Annotated in this window: 23 protein-coding genes; 11 read left to right on the top strand and 12 right to left on the bottom strand. The window is 68.9% G+C overall.

The genetic code is table 11. The features are described from left to right. Positions 1-56 precede the first annotated feature (56 nt). The 5 genes from ACSUZC_RS06120 to ACSUZC_RS06140 are packed head-to-tail and all read right to left on the bottom strand — an operon-like array spanning position 57 to position 4,326. Positions 57-1,286: an ABC transporter permease gene (locus ACSUZC_RS06120; RefSeq protein WP_439031983.1), complete on the bottom strand. Its 1,230-nt coding sequence runs from the start codon at positions 1,284-1,286 to the stop codon at positions 57-59. Next, positions 1,283-2,179, bottom strand: a complete 897-nt coding sequence (locus ACSUZC_RS06125) for an ABC transporter ATP-binding protein (protein WP_439031984.1) — start codon at positions 2,177-2,179, stop codon at positions 1,283-1,285. The genes ACSUZC_RS06120 and ACSUZC_RS06125 overlap by 4 nt, the downstream gene beginning before the upstream one ends. Then, on the bottom strand, positions 2,176-2,790 hold the full coding sequence (locus ACSUZC_RS06130) for a hypothetical protein (protein ID WP_439031985.1): 615 nt from the start codon (positions 2,788-2,790) through the stop codon (positions 2,176-2,178). Before ACSUZC_RS06130 ends, ACSUZC_RS06125 begins: the two co-directional genes overlap by 4 nt. Next, positions 2,787-3,110: a helix-turn-helix transcriptional regulator gene (locus tag ACSUZC_RS06135; RefSeq protein WP_439031986.1), complete on the bottom strand. Its 324-nt coding sequence runs from the start codon at positions 3,108-3,110 to the stop codon at positions 2,787-2,789. Before ACSUZC_RS06135 ends, ACSUZC_RS06130 begins: the two co-directional genes overlap by 4 nt. A 46-nt stretch (positions 3,111-3,156) precedes the next feature. After that, a complete protein-coding gene (locus tag ACSUZC_RS06140) occupies positions 3,157-4,326 on the bottom strand; it encodes an NAD(P)-binding domain-containing protein (RefSeq protein ID WP_439031987.1) in 1,170 nt (389 codons plus the stop codon). 71 nt (positions 4,327-4,397) lie between these two features. On the opposite strand from ACSUZC_RS06140, the gene ACSUZC_RS06145 reads away from it, so the two are divergent. Further along, positions 4,398-5,129 (top strand): enoyl-CoA hydratase, encoded by a 732-nt coding sequence (locus ACSUZC_RS06145; protein ID WP_439031988.1) that lies wholly within the window; start codon positions 4,398-4,400, stop codon positions 5,127-5,129. 6 nt (positions 5,130-5,135) lie between these two features. On the opposite strand, the gene ACSUZC_RS06150 is transcribed toward ACSUZC_RS06145, so the two are convergent. The 4 genes from ACSUZC_RS06150 to ACSUZC_RS06165 all read right to left on the bottom strand — a co-directional run bounded on the left by ACSUZC_RS06150 (position 5,136) and on the right by ACSUZC_RS06165 (position 9,574). Beyond that, entirely contained in the window at positions 5,136-6,230 is a 1,095-nt protein-coding gene (locus ACSUZC_RS06150; RefSeq protein ID WP_439031989.1) for an XdhC family protein, read from the bottom strand. 143 nt (positions 6,231-6,373) lie between these two features. After that, the gene (locus ACSUZC_RS06155; protein WP_439033009.1) at positions 6,374-7,696 is read right to left on the bottom strand and encodes a D-arabinono-1,4-lactone oxidase; all 1,323 of its coding nucleotides are present in this window, start codon (positions 7,694-7,696) and stop codon (positions 6,374-6,376) included. Then, positions 7,693-8,976, bottom strand: coding sequence for an alanine racemase (locus tag ACSUZC_RS06160; RefSeq protein ID WP_439031990.1), 1,284 nt, complete (start codon positions 8,974-8,976; stop codon positions 7,693-7,695). Before ACSUZC_RS06160 ends, ACSUZC_RS06155 begins: the two co-directional genes overlap by 4 nt. Next, on the bottom strand, positions 8,960-9,574 hold the full coding sequence (locus ACSUZC_RS06165; protein ID WP_439031991.1) for a TetR/AcrR family transcriptional regulator: 615 nt from the start codon (positions 9,572-9,574) through the stop codon (positions 8,960-8,962). The genes ACSUZC_RS06160 and ACSUZC_RS06165 overlap by 17 nt, the downstream gene beginning before the upstream one ends. Before the next feature lie 138 nt (positions 9,575-9,712). Between ACSUZC_RS06165 and ACSUZC_RS06170 the strand changes: the two genes are divergently transcribed. The 3 genes from ACSUZC_RS06170 to ACSUZC_RS06180 are packed head-to-tail and all read left to right on the top strand — an operon-like array spanning position 9,713 to position 13,692. Continuing rightward, positions 9,713-10,900: an MBL fold metallo-hydrolase gene (locus ACSUZC_RS06170; protein ID WP_439031992.1), complete on the top strand. Its 1,188-nt coding sequence runs from the start codon at positions 9,713-9,715 to the stop codon at positions 10,898-10,900. 19 nt (positions 10,901-10,919) lie between these two features. Beyond that, complete coding sequence (locus ACSUZC_RS06175; RefSeq protein WP_439031993.1) at positions 10,920-13,430, top strand: HAD-IC family P-type ATPase; 2,511 nt, start codon at positions 10,920-10,922, stop codon at positions 13,428-13,430. A 52-nt stretch (positions 13,431-13,482) separates the two neighbouring features. Further along, complete coding sequence (locus ACSUZC_RS06180) at positions 13,483-13,692, top strand: antitoxin (protein WP_439031994.1); 210 nt, start codon at positions 13,483-13,485, stop codon at positions 13,690-13,692. 19 nt (positions 13,693-13,711) lie between these two features. Here the strand turns inward: ACSUZC_RS06180 and ACSUZC_RS06185 are convergent, their stop codons facing one another. Next, positions 13,712-14,332, bottom strand: a complete 621-nt coding sequence (locus ACSUZC_RS06185) for a DNA-3-methyladenine glycosylase (protein WP_439031995.1) — start codon at positions 14,330-14,332, stop codon at positions 13,712-13,714. On the opposite strand from ACSUZC_RS06185, the gene ACSUZC_RS06190 reads away from it, so the two are divergent. The 6 genes from ACSUZC_RS06190 (at position 14,310) to ACSUZC_RS06215 (ending at position 20,320) form a co-directional block, all read left to right on the top strand. Then, positions 14,310-14,747, top strand: coding sequence for a type II toxin-antitoxin system Rv0910 family toxin (locus ACSUZC_RS06190; RefSeq protein WP_439031996.1), 438 nt, complete (start codon positions 14,310-14,312; stop codon positions 14,745-14,747). The two genes, ACSUZC_RS06185 and ACSUZC_RS06190, sit on opposite strands and share 23 nt — an antisense overlap. A 110-nt stretch (positions 14,748-14,857) precedes the next feature. Then, positions 14,858-16,630, top strand: a complete 1,773-nt coding sequence (locus ACSUZC_RS06195; RefSeq protein ID WP_439031997.1) for a substrate-binding domain-containing protein — start codon at positions 14,858-14,860, stop codon at positions 16,628-16,630. Positions 16,631-16,696: 66 nt separating this feature from the next. Further along, a complete protein-coding gene (locus ACSUZC_RS06200) occupies positions 16,697-17,227 on the top strand; it encodes an FMN-binding protein (RefSeq protein WP_439031998.1) in 531 nt (176 codons plus the stop codon). Next, positions 17,224-18,111 carry an FAD:protein FMN transferase gene (locus ACSUZC_RS06205; protein ID WP_439033010.1) on the top strand — a complete coding sequence of 296 codons (888 nt, stop codon included), beginning with the start codon at positions 17,224-17,226 and terminating at the stop codon, positions 18,109-18,111. Before ACSUZC_RS06200 ends, ACSUZC_RS06205 begins: the two co-directional genes overlap by 4 nt. Further along, a complete protein-coding gene (locus tag ACSUZC_RS06210) occupies positions 18,108-19,685 on the top strand; it encodes an oxidoreductase (protein ID WP_439031999.1) in 1,578 nt (525 codons plus the stop codon). Before ACSUZC_RS06205 ends, ACSUZC_RS06210 begins: the two co-directional genes overlap by 4 nt. Before the next feature lie 86 nt (positions 19,686-19,771). Further along, positions 19,772-20,320 (top strand): molybdenum cofactor biosysynthesis protein, encoded by a 549-nt coding sequence (locus tag ACSUZC_RS06215; protein ID WP_439032000.1) that lies wholly within the window; start codon positions 19,772-19,774, stop codon positions 20,318-20,320. A 14-nt stretch (positions 20,321-20,334) separates the two neighbouring features. Here the strand turns inward: ACSUZC_RS06215 and ACSUZC_RS06220 are convergent, their stop codons facing one another. Both ACSUZC_RS06220 and pruA read right to left on the bottom strand, forming a co-directional pair. After that, positions 20,335-21,288, bottom strand: coding sequence for a proline dehydrogenase family protein (locus ACSUZC_RS06220; protein WP_439032001.1), 954 nt, complete (start codon positions 21,286-21,288; stop codon positions 20,335-20,337). Beyond that, on the bottom strand, positions 21,288-22,934 hold the full coding sequence (gene pruA, locus ACSUZC_RS06225) for an L-glutamate gamma-semialdehyde dehydrogenase (protein ID WP_439032002.1): 1,647 nt from the start codon (positions 22,932-22,934) through the stop codon (positions 21,288-21,290). The genes ACSUZC_RS06220 and pruA overlap by 1 nt, the downstream gene beginning before the upstream one ends. A gap of 75 nt (positions 22,935-23,009) precedes the next feature. Here pruA and ACSUZC_RS06230 point away from each other — a divergent pair, with 75 nt between their 5' ends. Then, on the top strand, positions 23,010-24,617 hold the full coding sequence (locus tag ACSUZC_RS06230) for a PucR family transcriptional regulator (protein WP_439032003.1): 1,608 nt from the start codon (positions 23,010-23,012) through the stop codon (positions 24,615-24,617). The last annotated feature ends 15 nt before the right edge of the window (positions 24,618-24,632 follow it).

A 24,632-nucleotide genomic window follows, 5' to 3' on the forward strand; every position in this document is an offset into this window, starting at 1 on the left:
TCGTAGCGATAGTGCGCGCTATGTGCGCACTATCGCTACGAAATCCCGGGTGGGGGTCAGCGGGCGAGCTTGAGAACCTCACCCCACCCGATGCGCGAACCGGTGCGCAGGATGGATCGCTGGTAGATCCGGGCCGCGACCCAGGTGGCCGCGGCGCAGGCCGCTCCCATCAGACCGAACGTCACGATGATCTGCACGGCGTCGGTGTCGCCGGTCGCGATGCGCATCGGCATGAGGGCCGCGCTGAACGGTGGTATCCAGCTGAGCACCTCGATCAGGGTCGAATCCATCGCCTGGACACCGAAGATGCCCGAGTACAGCACCGCAACCGCCAGGAACGTCAATGGAGCCGACGACGAGTTCAGCTCTTCCTGCCGGGACACGATGGCCCCGGTCGCCGCGTAGAGCGAGGAGAAGAACAGGAACCCGAGGAGGAACCACGCGATCACCGCCGCGAACATCCCGAGGGCGGCACCTGGCAGGGTGAGGATGCCGGTCGCGGTACCCGCGATCAGGGCGGTCGCGCCGAGCAGTACCACCTGGCCCAGGGCGACGACGCCGATGCCGATGATCTTGCCCCACAGCAGATGCAGCGGTTTGATCGTGGCGAGCAGCAGCTCCACCACACGCGAGGTCTTCTCCTCGACGACGCCGACGGCGACCATCGTGCCGCCCATCATGATCGCCGTGACCAGCAGCACCACGCCGACCATGGCGATGAGCAGACGCTGCCCCTCATCGGGATTGTCCGGTTCGGTCTGGGACACACTGATGTCGACGGTGGGGAGGGTGGCGGCGTCGACGCCGCGCTCGGACAGTGCCGCCGCCAGATTCGCCTGTGACACCGCGGTTCTGATGGGCCCCTCGAGTGCGGGCTCGAGGCTGTCCTTGGTGATGATGAAGTACGACCCGGGCGCATCCCCGGGTACGAGCGCCGCTGACACATCGCCGCTGTTCACGCGGTCCCGTGCCTGCTCGACGCTGTCGGCGGGTTCGGTGGCGATGGTGGTCCCCGACGCCTCGCCGACGGACACGATGGACTCGGTCACCGCGGACGGCTGACCGACGACGGCGACTTTCTCGGTGTCGTCGCCGCCGGAGAACAGGTTGATGATGATGGCACCGGCGATGATCACGACCATCAGCAGCGCGGTGCTCACCACGAAGGACTTGGTCTTGGCGCGCGTGGTGATCTCGCGGCCGGCGACGAGGCGGATGGCCTGTGCCGCAGTGGCTCTGGTATCGCCTGTGGTGGGCTTCGGCGGGGTGTCGCGTAGCGTGGTCATGCGGAAACCACCTCTCGGAACAAGTCGGTCAGGGACGGGGTCGAGGTCGCGAAGCGGTGGACGGGACCGTGTTGCAGTGCAGTGGAGAGGATGAGCTGATCGTCGGCGGTGGAAGGATCGATGAGTAGGCGAGTCGTCTCGCCGTACTCCACCTTCCGCACGCCCGGAAGGCCGTCGGCCCAGGCGATGTCGGCTCGTGGCCCGGTGACCTCGAGGCTGACCCCGTCTCGGGCGCGTAGGTCGTCGACGGTGCCCAGGGCGCGCATCTGACCTCTGGCGATGATGCCGACGCGGTTGCAGAGCCGCTGCACCAGGTCGAGCTGATGCGACGAGAAGATGACCGGGATGCCCTCGGCTGCCTTCTCTTTCAGTACGTCGCTCATCACGTCCACGGCGACCGGGTCCAGGCCGGAGAACGGCTCGTCGAGGACGAGGACGGTGGGATCATGGACCAGGGCGGCGGCGAGCTGAACGCGTTGCTGGTTGCCGAGGCTGAGATCGGCGACGTTGTCGTCGTAGCGCGCGCCGACACCCAGTCGGTCGGTCCAGCGCCGTACCGAGTCCTCGGCCTCGGCGGCGGACATGCCGTGCAGACGGGCCAGGAACGTGAGTTGTTCACCGACTTTCATCTTCGGGTACAGGCCGCGCTCCTCGGGCATGTACCCGATGCGACGGCGGAGGTCGAGGTCGATGCGGCGGTCGCCGAGTCGCACCTCGCCGGAGTCGGCGCCGAGCACGCCGAGGATGATGCGCATCGTCGTGGACTTGCCGGCGCCGTTGCTGCCGACGAAGCCGAAGATCTCACCTGGCTCCACATGAAAGGTCATGTCCTGCAATGCGACGAGGTCTCCGTAGCGTTTGTGGAGCCCGTCGACGATCAGTGGTGCGGTCATGGCGCACCCTCCTCACTGGGGATGGTTTTCGGTTCGGATGACAGTGCTTCGAGGTCCTCGGGATCGGGATCGGCCATCCACCAGGCGGTCAGCATGGTCGGCACGCAGATGGCGGCCAGGACGAGGGTGATGAGCAGTACCGCCGAGCCGTAGACGGCCTGTCCGGGTACCTGGTCGCGGAAACTGAGGACGATCAGCACCGCGTATGGGATGAACATCAGGCAGTACAGCACGGTGAAGCCGATCGAGCGGGCCGAGTTCCGTTGCGCCACCTGGATCTCGTCGAGTGCGGTCACCGGTGTGTCGGCTATCGAGCCCGTGACGATGCGGAGCAGGTAGAGCGTCGTGATGATCCCCAACAGGCCGATCATGAACGGGAAGAGGAACCACCCGGACGTGAAGAACGCGATGATCGCACTGATGAGCAGCACTGTCGCGAAGAACACCTGCGCGAGAACCAGCCGACGGAACGTGCGCCGGGTGCGCCACGAGGTCAGACGGTGGGAGTTCTTGTCGTTGAATTCCTGATGCCGCTGGCCTCGCCATTGTTCATAGCGTCGCCAGAGCGCGGGTGTGGCCTCCTCGGGGATGGCCGAGTAGGGGTCGGTCATCGTTCACCTCCGGTGTCGTCGGTGTGGGCGAGATGCGGATCCTGTGGAGCCGGCGGCAGGTCGCGGCGGTAGAGCGCCGACGACATCGCCCCGAACTCGGTCCGGCTGAACACGGCTTCGACGGGAAGGTCGAAGACGCCGCAGATGCGGAAGGCCAGGTCGAGGCTGGGGTAGTTGTCGCCGCGTTCCAGTGCGCCCACCGATTGGACGTTGATGCCGACGAGCTCGGCGAGCTCGGCCCTCGACATCCGCCGTTCGGCGCGAAGCACGCCGATGCGGTTGTAGATGGGGAGCTTTTCCCCACGTCGTATTGGACTCACATGACTTAGTGTTGTGAAAACACAACAACATGTCAAGTGCTGACAACTATTCGCGGGCCGATTGGCCGCGGGGAGACCGTCCGAGGAGGTCACCGGCAACCCGCGCCGCTTCCCGCCCGGCACGGTTGGCACCGATCGTCGAGGCGGACGGTCCGTAACCGAGCAACTGGATGCGCGGGTCGGCGTCGACGACGGTCGCGAGCCTGCCGGTCATCGTGATGCCGCCGCCCGGCGCGCGGAGACGCAACGGTGCGAGATGGTCGAGAGCGCTGCGGAATCCGGTGTTCCAGAAGATGACGTCGACGTCGAGGTGATCGGACCCACCACCCGAACCGTCGCCGGTCCGGTTCGCTGAGCCGCAGTCCCAGCACACCCCTGTCTCGGTGATCCGGGTGAACATCGGCCGCCAGGCGAGGATGCCGTCGCGCTGGGCCGCCGCGATCGCCGGCGTGAGCGCCAGCCCGGTCACCGACACCACCGACGTGGGCGGGAGCCCGGCACGCACTCGTCGCTCCACCCGCGCGACGGCCTCGCGTCCCCGTTCAGGCGTGAAGGGTCCGGTGCTGAACACCGGCTCCCGTCGTGAGCACCAGAAGGTCTGGCTTCCGGGCGCCTCCCGGGCGATCTCGATGAGCAGCTGGATCGCCGAGATGCCGGCACCCACCACCAGGACCCGCTTGCCTGCGAACTCGGCGGGGGAGGTGTAGTCATGGGTGTGCAGCTGCCGCCCGCGGAAGTCCGCGGCTCCCGGGATGTGCGGGATGAACGGCCGGTCCCAGGTCCCGGTGGCGTTGATGATCAACCTCGACGTGACCGAACTGCCGTCACCCAACTCGGCGCGGAAACCGTCGCCTTCTCGTCGGACGGCGCGAACGTGCACCGGCCGATGCACGGTCAACCCGAACTTCTCCTCATACCGGCCGAAGTAGTCGGGGACGGCGGTCGCGGCGGGCAACTGGTCGCAGTCGAGTCCGAGCGCCTCGACGAGACCCCAGCCGGGCAGGTCGTGTACCCGGTTCGCGGTCGCGAGAGTCAGGGTGGGCCAACGGAACTGCCACGCACCGCCGGGACCGGGGGCGTGGTCGAGCATCTGGTACCGCTCGCCGAGGCCGAAGCGGTGCAGGAAGTATGCCGCGGACAGTGCGGCCTGACCTCCGCCGATGATCAGGACGTCAGAATCTGGCGCGGGGCGTGCGGCGGTCGGCGAGATCTGCACGAGACCACTGTGTCACGACCTAGGCGTGCGGTGTCGTCGGCAGGGCTGGGTCATCGGTAGGGTTGAGGCCCATGATCCACTCCACCACCGAGGGAACGGTCGTCACGATCGAGCTGGACCGGGTCGACAAACGCAACGCCCTCAACGACGAGATGCTCTCCGGCCTGTCCGGTGCGTTCGACGCCGCACTCGACGCCGGTGCGCGCGCCATCGTGGTGACGGGCCGGGGGCCGGTGTTCAGCGCCGGCGCCGACCTGTCGGGCCCCGTGTACGACAAGGGTTTCCTCGACACACTCGTCGCGACGCTGCAACGGATCGAGGCCGCGCCGGTGCCCGTCATCGCGGCGTTGAACGGCTCGGCCATCGGTGCGGGGTTACAGCTGGCGATGGCCGCCGACCTCCGGGTCATGGCACCGGACGCGATCGCCGGCATCCCCGCCGCCAAGATCGGTGTCGCCGTGGATGAGTGGACGATCCGGCGGCTGGTCTCCCTGGTGGGAGCAGGGCAGGCGAGGGGGATGCTGATCGGCTGCGACCCGCTGACCGCCGATCGCGCGCACACCCTCGGGTTCGCCAATCGCATCGGTGATCTCACCGACGCGCAGCACTGGGCGCGCACCATCGCTGACCTCGCCCCGCTCACACTGCAGCACTACAAGCTCGTCCTCAACGGCGACGGTGCCCGCGACGCCGCTCCGCAGGACAGGGCGGCGGCGATGCTGCGCGCGTGGCAGAGCGACGACGTGCAGGAGGGCCGCGCCGCGCGCGCCGAGAAGCGCCCGCCGCGGTTCATCGGCTCCTGAGGCCCGTCATCGCCGGTGGATCGGCCCGTCCCCGGTGTGCAGGGGTGCCGCGGACGCGTCGTGGCGTTCGGCGATGAGCTGGGCCGCAATCGCCACGGCGACCTCGCCGGGGGTGTGCCCGCCGAGGTCGAGGCCGAGGGGTGAGCGCAGGCGGGCCAGGTGCGTTTCCTCGACGCCGGCCTCACGCAGGCGGCGATTGCGGTCGTCGACGGTTCGGCGGGAGCCGAGTGCGCCGACGAATCCGAAAGCCTGCGACGCGAGCGCGATCCCCAGAGCGGGAACGTCGAATTTCGGGTCGTGCGTCATCACGCAGACCGATGTCGTGGTGCTGATCGAACCCTCGCGGAGCTGATCCGTCAGGTAGCGATCGGGCCAGGCCACCACGACCTCGTCGGCGTCGGGGAACCGTGCCGCGGTGGCGAAAACCGGTCGTGCGTCGACGACGGTGACCCGCATCCCGAGACTCGTTCCCAGTGAACTGAGCGCTCGCACGAAATCGTTGGCGCCGACGAGGATCAGCCGCGCAGGCGGAGCGAAGGTCTGCACGAACGTCCGGGGACGTTCGCCGGAGGGGGCGTCGCAATCGTCGACGCCGATCAGCCCGCTGCGGCCGGTGGCGAGGAGGTCGGCGACGTCGCGGTCGAGGCGCAGCCACGGCGTGCGGGACGATCCGGTCGCGAGATGCCAGTCGGGTTCGTCGGTGAGGGTGGCCGCCCAGGCGATCGGCTCGTCGGCGTCGAGGGCCGCCGCGAGCCGCGACAGATGTCGACGACGCTCGTCGGTCGGCGCGACGGGTTCGACCAGGACCTCGATCTGACCACCGCAGGTGAGGCCCGGCGCGGGGTCGTCAGGATCGTCCACTCCGTAGTGTTCGACGACGGCGGTCCCGTCGGCCAGCACCTCTCGCGCACTGTGCACGAGGGCCGATTCGACGCAGCCGCCGGAGACAGAACCGATGACGGTGTCGTCGGCGGTCACGACCATCGCGGAGCCGACCTCACGGGGCGCCGATCCTGACGTGCCGATCACCCGGCAGAGCGCGACCGGACGTGCGGTCTCCCCGTCGAGGAGCTCGATCAGGGACCGCAGGACGTCGCGCATGTCTCCAGTGGACCAGACGATCACTCTCGCGGCCAGGTGACGGTCCGTGACCCGACGATCAGGTTGCGTTCTGGCAACCACCGAATCCGGACGAAACCGCAACCCGATCCATGATGTCGCGGTACGCCGTCGGGCGATAGCGGTCAGTCGCCGAGTACCCGCCGCAGGTAATCGTTGGCGAACACCCGCGACGGGTCGTAACGGTCACGCACGGAGCGGAATTCGTCGAACCGCGGATAGACGCTCCGCAGGTACTCGGCGTCGCGGGTGTGCATCTTGCCCCAGTGCGGCCGGCCGCCGAAGCCGGTGAGGATGGCTTCGACGTCGGCGAAGTAGGCGTCGGAGTCGGCCGGATCGTCCCGATGGTAGCGGTGCACGGCGATGTAACCGCTGGTGCGGCCGGAAGCGGTGGACAGCATCAGGTCGTCGGCCGCCGCGGCGCGGACCTCGATGGGGAAGCTCACCAGGTACTCTCGCCGGTCGAGCAGCGCCCGGATCTCGCGCAGGGCGTCGGGAACTGCGTCGAGGTCGATGGCGTACTCCATCTCACGAAACCGCACATCGCGATCGGAGACGAAGACGCCGGTCGACGAATCGGTGAACTCGCGGGCGGAAAGCGCGCGGCCGGTGACCCCGTTGATGGCCGGAACCAGGCGGGGTACGCGCGCACCCACCTCGCACAGCAGGCGAAGTGCCTTGTTGCTCAGCAGTTCGTCGTCGATGTAGCGCTTGATGCGGGACGGGCCGTTGACCGGGACGTCGGTCCCCACACGGGTGTTGGTCTTCACCAGGGCGCAGTTGGTGTGGGGAAAGAGATAGAACTCGTGGTGGTCGGTGTTCTCCACACGCTCGCCGAACGCCGCGATCGCCGCGTCCGCGGTCTCGGGACCCTCCACGGCGTGCAGACGGAACTCGTCGACGCATTCGATGGTGAGTTCTGCGACGATGCCGAGTGCGCCGAGTCCGAGTGCGACGGCGGGTAAGTCGGCGTCCGAGGGGGTCAGGGTCACGATGTCACCGGTGCCGGTGACGACGGTGGCGCCCACGATCTGTGTGCTGATCCCACCGAATGCCAGGCCGGTGCCGTGGGTGCCGGTGGAGGTCGCGCCGGCGATGGTCTGACGATCGACGTCGCCGAGGTTCGTCATCGCGAGCCCGAATGGTGCCAGTAGGCCGGGTATCTCGTAGAGATGCGTCCCCGCGCGCAGGGTCACCCGGTGCCCGTCGACCCGCACCAGGCCGCGGAGCCGCGACAGTTCGATCTGCACGTCGTCGGCAACGGCGATGGGGGAGAAGCTGTGCCCCGCGCCCACGGTCTTCACGGTGCCGCCGCGCGCGGCGGCGTCGCGGACGATGTCGGCGATCCCGGCGGCGCTCGACGGACTCATGACGCGGTTCGGCGTGCAGCCGGCTGTCCCTCCCCAGTTGCGCCAGGTGTGCGCCGGAAGTGCGGTCGTCCCTCTCACAGGAAGCACCTGCCCTCTCCTCGGTAGGTCGGCACGACCTCGCCCACCACGGCACGCCCCGCCGGGTCGCGATCGATGATCGCCACCTCGCGGGCGCGTTCGCACACCTCGCCGGACTTGGTGTGCCGGAACCACACCCGGTCGCCCACCGAGATGCGGTCGGCGGCCGGTCCACGCAACGGTGTCTGCACCTCCCCGGCGGCCTCGGTGCCGACGAACTCGAAGCCGCTGGGCCACACAGGTTTCGGGAGACGATCGGATGCCGGTGGACCCGAGGCGATCCAGCCTCCGCCCGCGCACGTCACGATGCCGGGTGCCGGGCGGCGAACCACGTCGAGTCCGAAGGCGAGCGCGGGTGCCGGCCGGAACCGGCGGTAGCCGTCGAACAGATGCCCGCCGAACAGTCCGCTGCCCGCGGCGATGTCGGTGACCGAGCGATCGCGTGCGGTCTCCTCCAGGGAACCGGTGCCGCCGCCGTTGACGAACTCCAGGTCGGTCATTCGACTCAACTCGTCGATCACGCGCCCGCGGCGTCGTCGTAATTCGGCCATCGACCGGCGTTGCATCGCCGACACCGCACGATTGACCACGGTCTTGCCGGCCACGGCGTCGGCCACCCCAGCGACCTGTGCCTCGTACGACATGACACCGACGAGGTCGAAACCGTTGCGCGCGACGATGGTCCGGGCCAGGTCGAGTGCGTCTCGGCGGGAGTGCACCGGCGAGCGGCGCACACCGATGTGGACGCGGCCACCGAGGAGGCGGTACGACGCGTCGAGGTCGATGGCGACCCGGATCGGTGGGCGGCCACCAGCGGGAGCGACCGAGTCGATGATGTCGAGGTGATCCACCGAGTCGACGAGAACGGTGACCCGCGCGGTGGCGACCTCGTCGGCGGCGAACGCCGCGAGTGCCTCCCGGCGAACCGTGGGATAACCCATCAGCACATCGGTCAGACCCGATTCGGTCGCGAGCCAGTGCGCTTCGGCCAAATCGTAGGCGAGAACCCCCTGGAAACCGTTGCGCGCGACGAGGTCGGCGATCACCGAGCGCACCCGGACCGACTTGCTGGCGACGCGGATCGGCACACCGGCCGAGCGTCGGAGCAGGTCGCCCGCGTTGTGTTCCAAGGCGGCCCGGTCGAGCGCGAGGACGGGGGCGTCGAGGCCGGCGTCGGCGACGGCCTGGTCTATCGCGGCCCAGTAGGTGTCGGGGTCCCGCGCCCACAGTCCGACCGTGGTGGCCGGCCGCGACGGGCCGGGATCACTCGAATCTGACATGCGTCATGAGCTGATCGGTGATCGAACGGATGATCGCGTCGACGACCTTGTCGTCGGCGGTGCTGAGGTAGACGAGGGTGATGGAGTTGGTCGCCGCGATGATCAGCGGGCCCAGTTCCTCGACGGGCGTCGTCCAGACCGCCGTCGTGAGTTCGGCGATCGTCCGCAAGCCTTCCGACGACACCCGGTAGAGCTGCTCGTACATGTGCTTGCCCACCTGCTGCAGCTCCGGGTGATTGTGGGCGTAGATGCCGAGCGCAATGGCTGCCTGCATGCGACCGGGGTCGGCCTTCAACAGGTCGTAGAACGCGTGGAACTGGCGTTGCATGTTCTCGCGGATGGCGTCGTTGTCGGGCATCGGTCCGTACTCCGCCGCCGGCAGAACGGTGTGCAACATCCGCTCGATGTCGGTGGGAACGGCGGTCTCCATGACCGCGCACAGCAGCGCGGTACGGCTCTCGAACGCGTAATGGAAGCTGGCCAGGGGCATCCCGGCATGCGCGCAGATGCGACGGGTCGTCGCCCCCTCGACCCCGTGATCGGCGATCACGCGGTACGCCGATTCGATGAGCGCGCTGCGACGTTGGTCGACGGACATCCGTGCCACTTGGGTGACTTTCTGACCACATGCGCCGGCGCATGCTCGGGTGGACAATGCTCGCCGCAGCCTATCAGTGCCGGTGAGGCCCACAACGCGCTTCACTCGGAGTCGGCATCGCACGGAACGCACTACTGTGTGAACGTGACTTCCACGACCGGGAAACAGGGCACTACCGATGCCCGTTCGAGCATTCTGGGGCGGGTTGGTTCGGCCGGGGTGATGGTGGCCGACACGGTCCTCGCGGGACTCGCCGCCGGAGGTGTGGGGCCGGCACGCGCGATCGGCGCCTCACGTGCCGACATCTCCCCTCATGTGCGACTCTCCCCGCACCTGCGTGACGGCTTCTTCGACAACCCGGAGCCGGCCTCGTCGGCCGGCGAGCCCGACCTGCAGGTCATGTCGGACATGGCACGACGCCCCGGTCGGCCGCGGCGCCCGGTGATGGTGACCGTGCCCCGGTTCGACGCCCCGGCCGAGCTCGCCGTGACATGGCTCGGTCACGCGACCGCCCTCGTCGACATCGACGGGGCGCGCATCCTCACCGACCCGGTGCTGAGCCGCCGCTGCTCGCCGAGCCAACTCGTCGGCCCCGGACGCATGCACCCCGCACCACTCACCCCGGACGCACTGCCGCCGGTGGACGTCGTCGTCATCAGTCACGACCACTACGACCACCTCGACATGGCGACGGTCACCACCATCGCCGCCACCCAGCCGGACACCGTGTTCGTGACGACCATCGGAGTCGGCGCGCACCTCGCCGCCTGGGGAATCGCGGAAGATCGCATCCGACAGGCCGACTGGTGGGACGAGGTGACCGTGCCGACCGCAGGCGGCGAGCTGCGCTTCACGTGTGGCCCGGCGCGGCACTTCTCGGGACGCTGGCTCGCCCGCAATCTGACGCAGTGGGGGAGTTGGGCCATCGCAGGTCCCGTGCACAAGGTGTTCTTCTCCGGAGACACCGGGCACACCGAGCGCTTCGAGGACGTCGGCGCCCGACTCGGCCCGTTCGACCTCACCCTCATCGCCGTGGGTGCCTACGACGTGATGTGGCCCGACATCCACGTGAACCCGGAGGAGGCCCTGTCGATCCACCGGATGGTCTCGCCCGGCACCGGACGGGATTCGGTCTTCGTCCCCATCCACTGGGGCACGTTCAGCCTCGCCCGCCACCCCTGGGGCGAGCCGATCGCCCGGCTGACCGCGTCATCGTCGTCCGACGGCCCGACCATCCTGGTCCCGCAGCCCGGCGGATCGATCGACCTCGTCCACCGCACCGGTGCGGGCATCGCGAATCCGGGCTGGTGGGAGACTTCGGCGTGACCGCGGCGGAGGTCGTGCGGTGAGTGTCACGACCGAGAAGTCGGACCCTGGACTCAGTGCCGAGCAGGTCGCCGAGAGGGTCGCTGCCGGTCAGGTCAACGCGCTGCCCGACCGGTCCGGACGCAGTGTGGCCGACATCGTGCGCGCGAACGTGTTCACCCGGATCAACGCGATCCTCGGTGTCCTGTTCGCGATCGTCGCGTTCACCGGATCACTGATCAACGGACTCTTCGGCCTGCTGATCATCGCCAACTCGACGATCGGCATCGTGCAGGAGGTCCGCGCCAAACGGACGCTCGACAAGCTGGCGATCGTCGGCCAGACACGCCCGCGGGTCCGGCGCGACGGCCGGGTCTCCGAGGTGCCGCCGGACGAGGTGGTCCTCGACGACATCATCGAGATCGGCGCAGGCGATCAGATCGTGGTCGACGGGGAGGTCACCGAGGCGACGGCACTCGACGTCGACGAATCGCTGCTCACCGGTGAGGCCGACCCTATCGACAAGACCCCCGGCGCCGTCGTGCTGTCGGGCAGCTTCGTCGTCGCAGGCGGCGGCGCGTATCGCGCGACCAGGGTCGGGGCCGACGCATACGCCGCGCAGCTGGCCGCCGAGGCGTCGAAGTTCACGCTGGTGTCCTCGGAACTGCGATCCGGGATCGACCAGATCCTGCGCGTCATCACCTGGCTGCTGATCCCGGCCGGCCTGCTGACCATCGTCAACCAGCTCTTCATCAGCGACAACGGACTTCGACGATCGTTGCTCGGGATGGTCGCCGCCCTCGTGCCGATGGTGCCCGAAGGTCTCGTGCTGATGACCTCGATCGCCTTCGCGGTCGGCGTGGTGCGGCTCGGCAGGAGGCAGTGTCTGGTCAACGAGCTGCCGGCGATCGAGGGCCTGGCGCGGGTGAACGTGGTCTGCGCTGACAAGACCGGCACCCTGACCGAGAACGGGATGCGACTGTCGGAGGTCCGTACCGTCGGGTCGGTGCCGGCCGACACTGCGCACCATGTGCTCGCGGCCCTCGCCGCACACGACCCGCGGCCCAACGCCAGCATGATCGCGGTCGCCGAGGCATATCCGGAAGCGCCCGGCTGGACGGTGACCGCGATCAAACCGTTCACCTCGGCGACGAAGTGGAGCGGCATGTCGTTCCGCGACGACACCGCCGTCGGCATCGAGAACACCGCCGACGCCGACGCGGGGAACTGGCTCATCGGCGCCCCCGACGTACTTCTCGACCCGGCGGGTGAGACCGCCCGACTGGCGTCGGACATCGGTGCCACAGGTCTCCGCGTCCTGCTGCTCGCCTGCACCGACGTCCCCGTCGACACCGAACCCGCGGCGGGTGCGGTGGCTCCCGGCACGGTGACGCCGGTCGCGCTCGTCGTGCTCGAGCAGCGAGTCCGATCCGACGCCCGCGAGACCATCGACTATTTCGACCAGCAGCACGTCGCGGTGAAGGTCATCTCGGGGGACAACGCCCGGTCGGTCGGTGCGGTGGCCGAATCGCTGGGACTCGGAACCGCCGAGACATCGGTCGATGCGCGCGAACTCCCGGGGTCGACCGACGAACTCGCCGACGTCGTGGAACACGGCGTCACCTTCGGCCGGGTACGACCCGATCAGAAGCGCGCCATGGTCAAGGCGCTGCAATCCCGGGACAACACCGTCGCCATGACCGGTGACGGTGTCAACGACGTGCTGGCGCTCAAGGACGCCGACATCGGGGTCGCGATGGGTTCGGGCAGCTCCGCGGCCCGCTCTGTCGCGCAGATCGTGTTGCTCGACAACAAATTCGCGACCCTGCCCTACGTGGTGGGCGAGGGCCGCCGCGTGATCGGCAACATCGAACGCGTCTCCAACCTGTTCCTCACCAAGACCGTGTACGCGGTCCTGCTGGCCATGTTCGTCGGCGTCGGCGGACTCGTGGGCGAGCTGGCGGGGTCCGATCCACTCAGCTACCCGTTCCAACCGATCCACGTGACCATCTCCGCGTGGTTCACCATCGGTGTCCCGGCGTTCGTGCTGTCACTGGCGCCCAACCACGAGCGGGCACGAAGTGGATTCGTGCGGCGGGTGCTCCTGTCGGCCGTGCCGAACGGAATCATCGTCGGGCTGTGCACCTTCGTGACGTACGTCATCGTGAACCCGGGCGGCTCCGGGGTCGAGATGGGTGGCGATGCGGTCGACCTCTCGCCGGATCAGACGCAGGCCGCGACCGCGGCACTGATCACATTGATCGCGATCGCGGTCTACGTGCTCGCCGTGGTGGCGCGCCCCTACAACTGGTGGAAGATCATCCTTCTCGTCGGCTCGGCCGGGGCTTACGTGCTCATCTTCGCCTGGCCGTTCACCCAGGACCTGTTCCGCCTCGATTCGTCCAACTGGCACATGAACTCTGTCGCGCTGGTGTCGGCCGCAGTGGGCATCGTGTGCGTCGAGATCGTGTCGCGTGTCGTGCCGCGCGTGCTCGCCGACCGCCATGATGACGCCGCGCAGCACGGGGGGTCACTCGCCGCGCACGGCTAAACTCGCGGCAAGCGGCCGGAACGGATCCGGCCCGTCGTCAGAAGGAACCACCATGAACCTCAAGGGACTCGTCAACAAGGCGAAGGCCACGCTCAAGCAGAACCCGGCTCTGATCGAGAAGGGCGGCGACGCCATCGACAAGGTGACCAAGAACAAGTACTCCGGCCAGGTCAACAAGGCACAGGACGCCGTGCGCAAGGCCGTCGGCCAGAACCCCGGACACAACCCGGGTCAGCAGAACCCCAACAACCCGCAGCGCTAGCCGACCGGCGCCGGCCGTCTCATCCGCCGGCGCGCGGGTGTCTCCGGTACGCCGACACACTCGGGTGGCCGTCGATCCAGAACCGCCACTCGACGTCGGCGTTGCGCCGCACCCCAACCCGGGGTCCGGCGACGACTCGCCCCGTCCTCCCCGAAACCGAGGGCGTGAGCGTGACCGGGGTCGACGGGTCGGCGAGGTCGGTGCCGAGATCGGCCATCGTGATCCCCAGGGCCCGGCACAGATTCCCCGGTCCGGCGGCGAGCCGGGCGTCGGGAACCGGGCCTGATCTTCTCGCGCCTCGCCGCGCCCGCGCCGCATCGATGCCCTCGATCACGGCACCCGCGCGGAGCAGGACCGCGGCTGCGGGCCCCGGCCCGGCCACCACGACATTCGCGCAGTGATGACCGTGGATGCGATAGACGTAGAGCCGTCCGGGCGGCCCGTACATGATCTCCGACCGTGCGGTTCGCGTGTACGCATGCGACGCCGGGTCATCGGGACCGGCGTACGCCTCGACCTCGGTCACCATGATCGTCACCCCGTGGCCGGTCAGGTGCGCGCCGAGCAGTGAACGCGCCTGTTCGGCGACCGAGGCGGTGGCACTAGGCTCTTGGACCATGGCGAAGACGAGTGACTCCATCGAAGTTGATCTGTCACCGGAAGATACCTGGGCTGCGGCGTCGGATCTGTCCCGGTACGGCGAGTGGCTGCTGATCCACGAGACGTGGCGCAGCCCCATTCCGACGGCGGGCGAGTTGTCCAAGGGCACGGAGATCTCGTCGATCGTGAAGGTGAAGGGCACGCGCGTCCGCTTCGACTGGGTCATCGAGAAGTACGAGCCGACGAAGCATGTCCGCCTCAAGGGCAACGGCAAGGGCGGGGTCAAGGCGAAGCTCGACCTGGGCATCGCTCCCACTTCCGGCGGATCGGAAGTAACCTTCACAGTTGATCTGGGAGGGCTGCCGCTGATCGGGCCGGTCGGGAAGACCGCGGCCATGGCGGTGTCGGGGGATCTGCGTAAGTCGCTGCTGAAGTTCCGCGAGGTCTTCGGCTGAGCCAGGCGTGAACGGGCGCCGGCGGCTGTCGCCGGTGCCGCGATGCGTCGGGCGGGGCGGCCGCATGGCGTCAGGCGGTCGGCAGACCGCTGTACAAGGGGAGAGAAATTATGGGGCGGCACAGCTCCGGTGCCGATCGCGCCGGAAACGACTGGGACGGTCGGTCGGGGTCGAACGATCAGGCGGGGTCGAACGATCGGGCGGGGCGCGACGGTGCGGGGGACGCACCCAGCGGCCGGCGTGCGGCGGTTCCGCCGACGGCGCGGGACGACGACTTCGGCTTCGACCATCGCGAGACCGGTGGCGGCAGACGGGGCACCTGGTTGTGGGCCGCTGCCGTCCTGATCGTGGTCGTCGCCCTGATCAGCGGCGTCATCATCTGGCAGACGGGTTCGGCCGGGTGCGGGGACCGCACCCGCGTTGCGGTCGCCTCCGATGCGGCGATGACCGGGCCACTGCGTGAGGTGGCACGGCAGGCGTCGGCGGACTCCTGCTTCGACTACGACATCCAGACCGCGGCAGGCGCCGACGTCCCGGGCCTCCTGACGCAGGGTGCCGCGGCGCCGGACCTGTGGGTGGCCGACTCGCAGGTGCAGGCGCGGCGCGTCACCACGCAGGTGCGACGCGAACTCGACATGGTGTCCCCGTCGATCGCGTCGACACCGACCGTCGTCGCGGGAACCGATGTCCCGCAGCTGGGTACGTGGGTCGAAGTGATGAGGCTTCCCGACCTGCGAACCGGCAGTCCGGTCGACACCAGCACGGGCGACGCGCCCATCATCGGTGCGCTGGCCGCGGTCGATGCCGGTGAGATCACAGACGAGAAGTTCACCGAGGCGATGACGATTCTCGCCATCCAGCAGAACAACGCGCGTCTCGCCAACGACAACGAGGGCACCCGCCTCAACCTCGCGAACACATCGGGCGTGCCCGTGGTGACCACCGAGCAGCAGTTCGACCTGTTCATGCGAACCCATCCGGGCTCGACGCTGAAGTCGGCGATCCCCACGGCCGGCACCGTCATGCTGGACTACCCGCTGGTCAACACCGCGGCCGCGGCCCGACAGCAGACGTCGGCCGATGCCGGCGCCGCCCTCGTCGCGGCACTGGGCACCGAGGCCGGGCGGGCTGCGCTCACCGATTCGGGATACCGCGACGCCGACGGCAACGGTATCGGCACCCCCGTCAAAGAACTCGGACTGCGCGACCCCACATCGGTCGACAAGGCCCTGCGGCAGTGGCAGGTGCTCGGCGTGCCGATCCGATCGCTGGTCGTGCAGGACACCTCCGGGTCCATGGAGACCCCGGCCGGTGGCACGACCCGTGCGGGCCTGCTCATCGACGCGTCGCAGACCGGCCTCAAGCTGTTCCCCAACAACACGATGATCGGGGGGTGGGCCTTCAGCGTCGACAAGGGCGGACCCGGCCAGGACTGGATCGAGATGGCGCCGATCCGCAGACTCGACGCGAGGTCGGGAAGCGGCACCCACCGTGAGGCACTCGGCCGGGCGGTGGAAGAGGGCCTCTCGAACCTCGGCGGCGGAACCGGTTTGTACGACACCACTCTCGCCGCCTTCAAGAAGGTCCAGGACACCTACGATCCGAACTACTCCAACAGCGTCATCATCATGACCGATGGGCAGAACGAGGACCCGGAGAGCATCACCCTCGACAACCTACTCGCGGAACTGAAGCGACTGGAGGACCCGGCACGGCCGGTTCTGGTGCTGACGATCGGTATCTCCGACGACGCGGACTCCAACGCGCTCAAGCAGATTGCGACGGCGACCGGCGGCACCACCTACGTCGCCGAGAACGCCGCCGACATCCGCACCGTCTTCGTCGACGCCATCCAGGCGCGGGTCGCCGCGGCGGGCCGCTGAAGGTCGCCGGAGACGGATCCGTACGTCACCGGGACTTTCCGGCGCTGTGTCGGCACAATTGGTGCCATGACCCTCACCCCAGAAATGTCCCAGTCGTCCGATTCGCTGTCGGCGTCCCGCACACCCGCGTCCCGGGCCTCGTCAGCGCTGGCACGTACCGGCGGGGTGATCGCGGCGATGGCGGCGGTCGGGCTCGTCGCGGGCGCGTGTTCCTCGGAGGACTCCGGTTCCGGTGACTCGGCCTCCGGGACCACCGCGGGTAGTTCGGCCGCCACGGAGGTGGCCGATGCCGGTTCGGGTGAGTACAAGAACGGCGAGTACACCGCGGTCGGCGAGTACATCTCCCCGGGCGGTCCGCAGACGGTGGGTGTGACGGTGACCCTGTCGAACTCGGTGATCACCGCCGTGTCGGTCGACACGAGTCAGACCAAGGGGCCGTCGCTGGAGTACCAGGGCAAGTTCGCCGGTGGGATCTCCGACGTCGTGGTGGGCAAGAACATCGACGAGATCGAGGTGGACAAGGTGTCCGGCTCGTCGCTCACCTCGGGCGGCTTCAACGACGCGATCGCCCAGATCAAGCAGGAGGCCCAGGCCTGACCTCCCTCGCCACCGCCCACCATTGGGCGTTCGACGCCCTGGGCACCCGGTGGACGATCAGCACGCCTGCGCCGCTGTCCGTCGACGCGGTTGCCGCGGTCGACGCCGAGATCGACCGGATCGACAGAGTGTGGTCGAGGTTCCGGGATGACTCGGTGGTCGCGGACATGGCGCGTCGAGCCGGTCGTTATGAGATCGCCGAGTCCGATCAGCCGCTCGTCGACTGGTATCGCCGGCTCTATGACCTGACCGGCGGTGGCGTGTCGCCGCTGGTGGGGCAGACTCTCGCCGATGCCGGTTACGACGCCGGTTACTCCTTGCGTCCGGCGCCACAGGTGCCGGTCGCGCCGGAGTGGGATGCGGTGATCGCCGACCACGCGGGTGCGTTCGACATGCGGGCGCCGGCGTTGCTCGACGTCGGAGCCGCCGGTAAGGGTTTCGCAGTTGATCGCGTGGCGGCGATCGTGGCGGGCAGTGCAGGGGACTACGTCGTCGACGCCGGTGGGGACATGGTGATCTCACCGCGCGACCGCGGTGTGCGCGTGGCGCTGGAGCATCCGCTGGTGCCATCGAAGGCCATCGGCGTGGTGTCGGTGTCAGGCGGGGCGATCTGCGCGTCGGCGAGCAACCGCCGCGCGTGGGCGGACTGGCATCACATCGTCGACCCACGGACCGCGTCGCCCGCCCGAGAAGTGTTGGCCACGTGGGTGATCGCGCCGTCGGCGATGGAGGCCGACGGACTGGCGACGGCACTGTTCTTCACACCGGCTGCGTTCCTGCGCGGTGACTTCGACCATCACCGTGAGGGGTTCCATCACGTGACCATCCGACGCAACGGGAGTGTCGAGCACACCGCGATCCCCGGATTGGAGCTGTTCTTGTGACATCGGCCCTTCCACGGCTGCTCACGCCGATCGACGCGTCGCGGCGGCACCTGACGCCTTACCGCGCGGTGCTCTGCGGGCTACTCCTGTTGGTGGTCGCGGCCTTCGTGGTGTCTGGGGTCGACGGCGACTTCGGTTACGGGCCCGACGAACTCGCTGTGTGGCTGGTGGTGTCGGTAGGGGTCAGCGCGATCGTGAGCTACGCCTGCGCCGCAGTGGTGCGCGTGCCGCCGAACTCGGATTCGTGGCTCATCACCGGCCTGATCCTGTTCTTCGTCCTGCCGGGCGGTTCGGAGGACACCGCGGTGACGACGGTCGCGGTCGGTGCGGCCATCGCCGCGGCGTCGAAATACGTTCTGGCGTGGCGACGTCGGCTGTTCATCAACCCGGCGGTCGCCGGTGCGGTCGGCTGTTACGCACTGGCCTACGCAGGCGTCGGGGGCATCAGTTTCCCGTTCTGGTGGGTCGCCGCCGCGCCGCTGCTCGTCCCGATGGTCGTGATCGGTGCCGTGGTGGTCACCCTCGTCCGGGACTGGCGGCTGGTCCTCGTGTTCATCGCCGCCTCATTGATCACGATCGGCGTCGTCGAACTGGTCCGCGGAGGCCAGGACCTGTCGACGTGGATCGTGTCGAGTCCGATGTTGTTCGTCGCGGCGATCATGCTGCCCGAGCCGCTGACCTCACCGGCGACGCAGATCCACCGGCTCGTCTATGGCGCGATCGTCGGTGTGTTGATGCACTGTCAGTACACGGTCGCGATCACCGATTCCTACACCTTGGCCTTCGTGCCGGAGGTGGCCCTGTTGGTCGGATGTCTGTATGCGTTTGTCGTGCGGCTCATCTCGGGGACGGCACGACGTGTGCCGCTCGACGTCGAGGCGGTTCCCATCGCCGATCGAAGCTTCGCGATCCGCGGGGAGCCGGCCGGTGGTGCGCCGGCATTCCGGGCGGGGCAGTGGTCGAGTGTCAGCCTGCCGCGGTGGTCGGCGCCGGTGTGGTCCGGTTCGCGCCGGGTGTTCTCGTTCGTGTCCGCTCCCGGGCAGTCGCCCGTCGAGTTCGGGTTCACCGTGGCAGCGGAGCCGTCCGCGTACAAGGCGGCGCTGATCGACGGAACCGCCGGCCGCGCATTCGTCGACGAGATCGGCGGCGACTTCGTGCTGCCCCGGGGGTTCCCGTCGAAAGGCCGGGTGGTCCTGATCGCGTCGGGGATCGGGATCACGCCGTTCGTGTCGATGGTGCGTGGGCTGACGGCTGCGCCGGACGCAGACCTCTCGGGCTTGTCGCTGGCGCACATACTGCGTGACGGTGCACGAGCGGCCTATGCCGACGATCTCGACGCCGCGCGGGCCCGCGGCGCGCGCGTGGTGACGGTCGTCGCACCCGAATCGGCCGATGGGATCGCCGACCCCGTACGCCTCGGCGACCTGATCGGCCCCGGCGCCGGTGAAGCGCACTACTACGTGTCCGGCACGCCGGCGTTCGTCGAGGTGACCTCGGCGACCATCCGGCGCCACGACCCCACCACCAGAATGCGTCCATGGCGCATCCACTCCGACTCATTCACCGGGTATTGAGTAGGACGCTCCCCGGGGTGCAGGCGCAACCCGCCATCGCTCCCTGAGGTGCGAGGAGCGCAAGCGACGAGCCACGAAGGGCACTCATGTCCCACCGATACACCTGCGAGATGGTCACTTTCGTGGTCTCACCCGCGCACGCCTATTTCGGTCGACCGAAGGACGGACCCGCCGACGATGTCGAGACCTCGACACCCGAGTCGGTGGAGATAGTCGCGGACAAGGGGATTCGCGGCGATCGCTTCTTCGGGGTGCGAGCGCACACCGAGGCGGCCGTGACGTTCCTGGCACTCGAGGCGTGGACCGCGGCCGCGGGCGACGTCGATCCCGTTCTGGCCCGGCGCAACATCGTCGTGCGTGGTGTCGAGCTCGATCCGCTGCGCGGCCGGGAGTTCGAGATCGACACCGGATCCGGACCCGTCCGATTCCGCGGCGGTCGGCCCGCGCATCCCTGTTCGTGGATGGACACCGTCGCCGGCGACGGCGTGCGCAAGGCGCTGATCGGACGCGGTGGGCTACGTGCGCAACCGCTGTCGTCGGGGACGCTGACGGTCGGACCCGCCGTCCTCGTCACCGACGAGCTACTCGACGCCGACCGTGCCGCCGAACAGGTCCGGCGGGCCCAGCCGCTGTAGCGTCGCGCCCACTCTCACCCCGACACCAACGCGCGGAGGAAGAACCCGAGATTGGCCGGCCGTTCGGCGAGGCGACGGACGAGGTAGCCGTACCACTGTTCGCCGTAGGGGATGTACACGCGGACCCGGGCGCCGGAGACCGCGAGACGACGCTGTTCGTCGACGCGGATGCCGTACAGCATCTGATGTTCCCAGCTGTCCGGGGTTCGTCCGAACTCGTCGGCCAGGATCGCGGCCGCCTGGATCATCGTCGGATCGTGACTGGCGACCATCGGGTATCCGTTGCCCCTCATCAGAATTCGGAGGCAGCGGAGGTAGCTGTCGTCGACCTGGCGTCGTTCCGGGAAGGCCACCGCCGCGGGTTCGGCGTAGGCGCCCTTGCACAGGCGGATCCGGGCGCCCGATGCCGCGAACTCGGCGCAATCGTCCTCTGTGCGACGTAGATAGGCCTGCAGCACGGTACCCGTGTCGGGGAAGTCGTCGCGCAGGGAGCGGACGGTCGCGAGGCGCCGGTCGACTGTCGTGTGGTCCTCGGCGTCGAGGGTGACCAGGATGCCGCGCCGGTGCGCCGCCTCGACGATGGTGCGTGCGTTCTCCTCGGCGATCTTGTCGCCGTGCTCGGGCAGGCTGGCGCCGAGGGCGGTCAGCTTCAGCGACACCTCGAGCGAACCGTCGGCGTTCTCCGGCGAGGCCGGCATCGCGTCGAGCAGATCCAGGTAGGCGCGCACGGTGGCGTGCGCCCGTGCCTCGTCGACGGTGTCCTCGCCGAGGAAGTCGACAGTCACCGCCACACCGTCGGTGAGCTGGTCCACGACCGTAGAGATCACGTCCGGAAGCGATTCGCCTGCAACAAATCTGCGGACGACCCGCTCGGTCACTGACCATTGTTGCGACGCGTGCTCGAGTCGCTCGCTGCGCGACGCCGCCCCGATCGCCGGACGCAGCAGGCCGTCGAAGACGGTACCCATCAGATGGCCGTCCAGTCGGTTGCCATATGGGGATAGTGGGACGTCGTCGGCGGGGTGAACGTCTCTTTGATGGTGCGGGTCGACGTCCAGCGCAGGAGGTTCTGCTTCGATCCAGCCTTGTCGTTGGTCCCCGAGGCCCGGCCACCGCCGAACGGCTGCTGTCCGACGACGGCACCCGTCGGCTTGTCGTTGATGTAGAAGTTGCCCGCCGCGTGGCGAAGCCGGTCCGACGCCAGTGCGATCGCCGCGACGTCGGTCGCCACGACGGAACCGGTGAGCGCGTACCGTGCCGTCGAATCCACGACGGACAGCGTGGTGTCGTAGTCGGCGTCGTCGTACACGTGGACGGCGAGGATGGGCCCGAAGTACTCGGTGGAGAACGCCTCGTCGGCGGGGTCGTCGGACAGCAGGACGGTCGGCCGCACGAAGTAGCCCTCGGAGTCGTCGCATTCGCCGCCGACGGCGACGGTCACCGACGGTGCCGACTTGGCGCGGTCGATCGCCGTGACCTGCTTGTCGAAGGCGCGCCGGTCGATCACCGCCCCGCCGAAGTTCGACAGGTCGCGCACATCCCCGTAGGTGAGTTCGTCGACCTCGGCGAGGAAGTCGTCGCCCATCCGGTCCCAGACCGACCGCGCGATGTACGCCCGCGACGCCGCCGAACACTTCTGGCCCTGGTACTCGAACGCGCCCCGGGTGAGCGCGGTCCGCAGCACATGGGGCTCGGCAGAAGAATGGGCGACGATGAAGTCCTTGCCTCCGGTCTCGCCGACGAGCCGCGGATAGTTGCGATAGCGGTCGATGCCCGCCCCGACCGCTCGCCACAGATGACGGAACGTCGTCGTCGATCCGGTGAAGTGGATACCGGCCAGGTCCTCGTCGGCCAGGACGACGTCGGACACCGCGGCGCCGTCCCCGTGGACCAGATTGATCACCCCGGGAGGTAGTCCGGCGGCTTCGAGCAGCGCCATGGTGAGTTGCGCCGAGTATGCCTGGGTGGGGGAGGGCTTCCACACCACCGTGTTGCCCATCAGCATCGGCGCGGTGGGGAGGTTCGCGGCGATCGCCGTGAAGTTGAACGGCGTGACCGCGTAGACGAATCCGTCCAGCGGACGGTGGTCGAGCCTGTTCCACACACCGGGCGACGACTGCGGTTGCTCGGCCAGGATCTCCCGGGCGAACGCCACGTTGAACCGCCAGAAGTCGACGAGCTCGCACGGGGCGTCGATCTCGGCCTGCTGCACCGATTTCGACTGTCCCAGCATCGTCGCCGCCGCGATCCTCTCGCGCCACGGACCGGCCAGCAGTTCGGCGGCGCGCAGGAGGACGGCGGCCCGATCGTCGAAGCTCGTGTGTGCCCAGTCGTCGGCGGCAGCGCGGGCCGCGTCGACCGCGGCGCGGGCGTCGTCGTGGGTGGCGTTGGCGATGACGCCGAGTATCTCGTGGCGCGCGTGGGGCTGGACGACGTCGATTTCCTCGCCGCTTCCGTGGCGTAGGTGTCCGCCGATGATGTGGGGGAACTCGCGTCGCCCCGCGTGCGACTGCCGCGTCAGTTCCTCGGTGATGCGCAGACGCTCCGGCGACCCGGGGGCGTAGGTGTGAACGGGCTCGTTGGCCGGTCGTGGGGGTGCGGTGATGGCGTCCATGACCTCCAGTCCATCGGAGCCGGGCCGTCGCGGATATGTCCGATCGGCAAAGCCGGCCGCCGTAGTCTTGTCCATATGGACAATCCGCTGGGCCTGCCTCTCGGACGGTTGATCCTCGCCCTCGACCGCGCGGTGGCGTCGCTCGTCACCTCCCCGCACGGGCTCGACGCGCCGCTGGCGAGCCTGGCGTTGATCGACGTCGACGACGTGCGGTACGGACTCGGGCGGGCCGCCCGGTCCGCGGACCTGTTCCTCCTCGTCGGGCTGTCCGATGCCCAGAGTGCCGACCTCCTCGCCGGTCTCGGGGTCCACCGGCCGGTCGCGGTCATGAGCAAGGTCCCGTCGCCGGCGCTCGTGGACCTCGCCGGACGCCTCGGGATCGCGGTCATCGCCGTCGATGCGCACGCGCGGTGGGAACGGATGTATCAACTGGTCGACCGCGCCCTCGACTCGGCGCGCCGTTCGTCCACGGGCAGCGGTGAGTCGATGGCGTCCGGTAACACCGGCGACCTGTTCGAACTCGCCGGTGAGGTCGCCCGTCGCACCGGAGGTCTGGTCAGCATCGAGGACGAGCACTCGCACGTCCTCGCCTACAGTTCGGCCGGCGACGAAGCCGACGAGCTGCGCCGGCTGTCGATCCTGGGACGCGAAGGACCGCCGGAGATGCTGGCCTGGCTCCGGCAGTGGGGGGTGATGGACGCACTGCGGACGTCGTCGCGTGTGGTCGCGGTCGACGAACGCGCCGACCTGGGGCTGGCGCCGCGTCGCGCGGCCGCCGTCCGCGCCGCCACGACCGGCGAGTTCCTGGGCGTCGTCTGGCTGCAGAAGGGTGCGCGCGGTCTCGCCGACGACACCGACGAGGTCCTGGCCGGGGCCGCGGCGGTTGCCGCCCGCGTCATCACCCGACGTCGGTCGGCAGGCAACGCGCACGACGAACTCGTCCGGCGCCTGCTCGGGGTCCGGGGTGACGTCATCGACGCCGAGGACCTCGGCGCGCAGCTCGGCATCGAACCGGCGGCACCGGTCGCCGTCGTCGGATTCACCACCGACACCGGGACGCAACCCGGACAGGTCTCGGCACTCACCCTGCACGCCAGCGCATTCAGTCCGCTGTCGGTGACCGCGACGGTCGGCGACCGGGCGTACGTCGTCCTCCCCTCGGTGACCTCCGAGGCCGCTCTGGCATGGGCCCGTTCGTCGGTCGACGCCGCGGACCGCCAGTTCGGTACCCGCGCCCGCGCGGTGATCGCCGGTCCGGGGACGCTCGCCGCCGTTCCCGATCTGCGCGGACAGGCCGACCGCGTTCTCGATGCCGCATCCCGCGAAGCCGACCTCATCGACGACGTCACCACCGTGGCCCGGGCCGGGACCGGGGTACTGCTCGGCGAAATCGTCGAATTGCTCTCGGAGAACCCCGATCTCGTCGATGCCCGGGTTGCCGAACTCGCCGGACTCGACGACCGCACCGGCAGTGGGTTCACCGTGTCCCTGCGCGCCTACCTCGACCACTTCGGCGATGTCCGGGCAGCCGCCCAGAGCCTGCACGTCCACCCGAACACGTTGCGCTACCGCATCCGTCGACTACAGGCCCTCACCGGAATGGACCTCGACGACCCGGCGACCCGGCTCGTGGTGGCACTGTCCCTGCGTGTCCGCTGGGTGCCGGGACATCCGACCGGCTGACTGCGACGCCGCCCG

Source organism: Gordonia terrae (assembly GCF_051789125.1).
Classification (GTDB): Bacteria; Actinomycetota; Actinomycetes; order Mycobacteriales; family Mycobacteriaceae; genus Gordonia; species Gordonia terrae_A.

Coding starts and splice junctions, on each gene's coding strand:
- ACSUZC_RS06120 (WP_439031983.1), bottom strand. CDS start 1,286: ATGACCACGCTACGCGACACCCCGCCGAAGCCCACCACAGGCGATACC.
- ACSUZC_RS06125 (WP_439031984.1), bottom strand. CDS start 2,179: ATGACCGCACCACTGATCGTCGACGGGCTCCACAAACGCTACGGAGAC.
- ACSUZC_RS06130 (WP_439031985.1), bottom strand. CDS start 2,790: ATGACCGACCCCTACTCGGCCATCCCCGAGGAGGCCACACCCGCGCTC.
- ACSUZC_RS06145 (WP_439031988.1), top strand. CDS start 4,398: ATGATCCACTCCACCACCGAGGGAACGGTCGTCACGATCGAGCTGGAC.
- ACSUZC_RS06150 (WP_439031989.1), bottom strand. CDS start 6,230: ATGCGCGACGTCCTGCGGTCCCTGATCGAGCTCCTCGACGGGGAGACC.
- ACSUZC_RS06160 (WP_439031990.1), bottom strand. CDS start 8,976: ATGTCAGATTCGAGTGATCCCGGCCCGTCGCGGCCGGCCACCACGGTC.
- ACSUZC_RS06165 (WP_439031991.1), bottom strand. CDS start 9,574: ATGTCCGTCGACCAACGTCGCAGCGCGCTCATCGAATCGGCGTACCGC.
- ACSUZC_RS06180 (WP_439031994.1), top strand. CDS start 13,483: ATGAACCTCAAGGGACTCGTCAACAAGGCGAAGGCCACGCTCAAGCAG.
- ACSUZC_RS06190 (WP_439031996.1), top strand. CDS start 14,310: ATGGCGAAGACGAGTGACTCCATCGAAGTTGATCTGTCACCGGAAGAT.
- ACSUZC_RS06185 (WP_439031995.1), bottom strand. CDS start 14,332: ATGGAGTCACTCGTCTTCGCCATGGTCCAAGAGCCTAGTGCCACCGCC.
- ACSUZC_RS06195 (WP_439031997.1), top strand. CDS start 14,858: ATGGGGCGGCACAGCTCCGGTGCCGATCGCGCCGGAAACGACTGGGAC.
- ACSUZC_RS06200 (WP_439031998.1), top strand. CDS start 16,697: ATGACCCTCACCCCAGAAATGTCCCAGTCGTCCGATTCGCTGTCGGCG.
- ACSUZC_RS06215 (WP_439032000.1), top strand. CDS start 19,772: ATGTCCCACCGATACACCTGCGAGATGGTCACTTTCGTGGTCTCACCC.
- ACSUZC_RS06220 (WP_439032001.1), bottom strand. CDS start 21,288: ATGGGTACCGTCTTCGACGGCCTGCTGCGTCCGGCGATCGGGGCGGCG.
- pruA (WP_439032002.1), bottom strand. CDS start 22,934: ATGGACGCCATCACCGCACCCCCACGACCGGCCAACGAGCCCGTTCAC.
- ACSUZC_RS06230 (WP_439032003.1), top strand. CDS start 23,010: ATGGACAATCCGCTGGGCCTGCCTCTCGGACGGTTGATCCTCGCCCTC.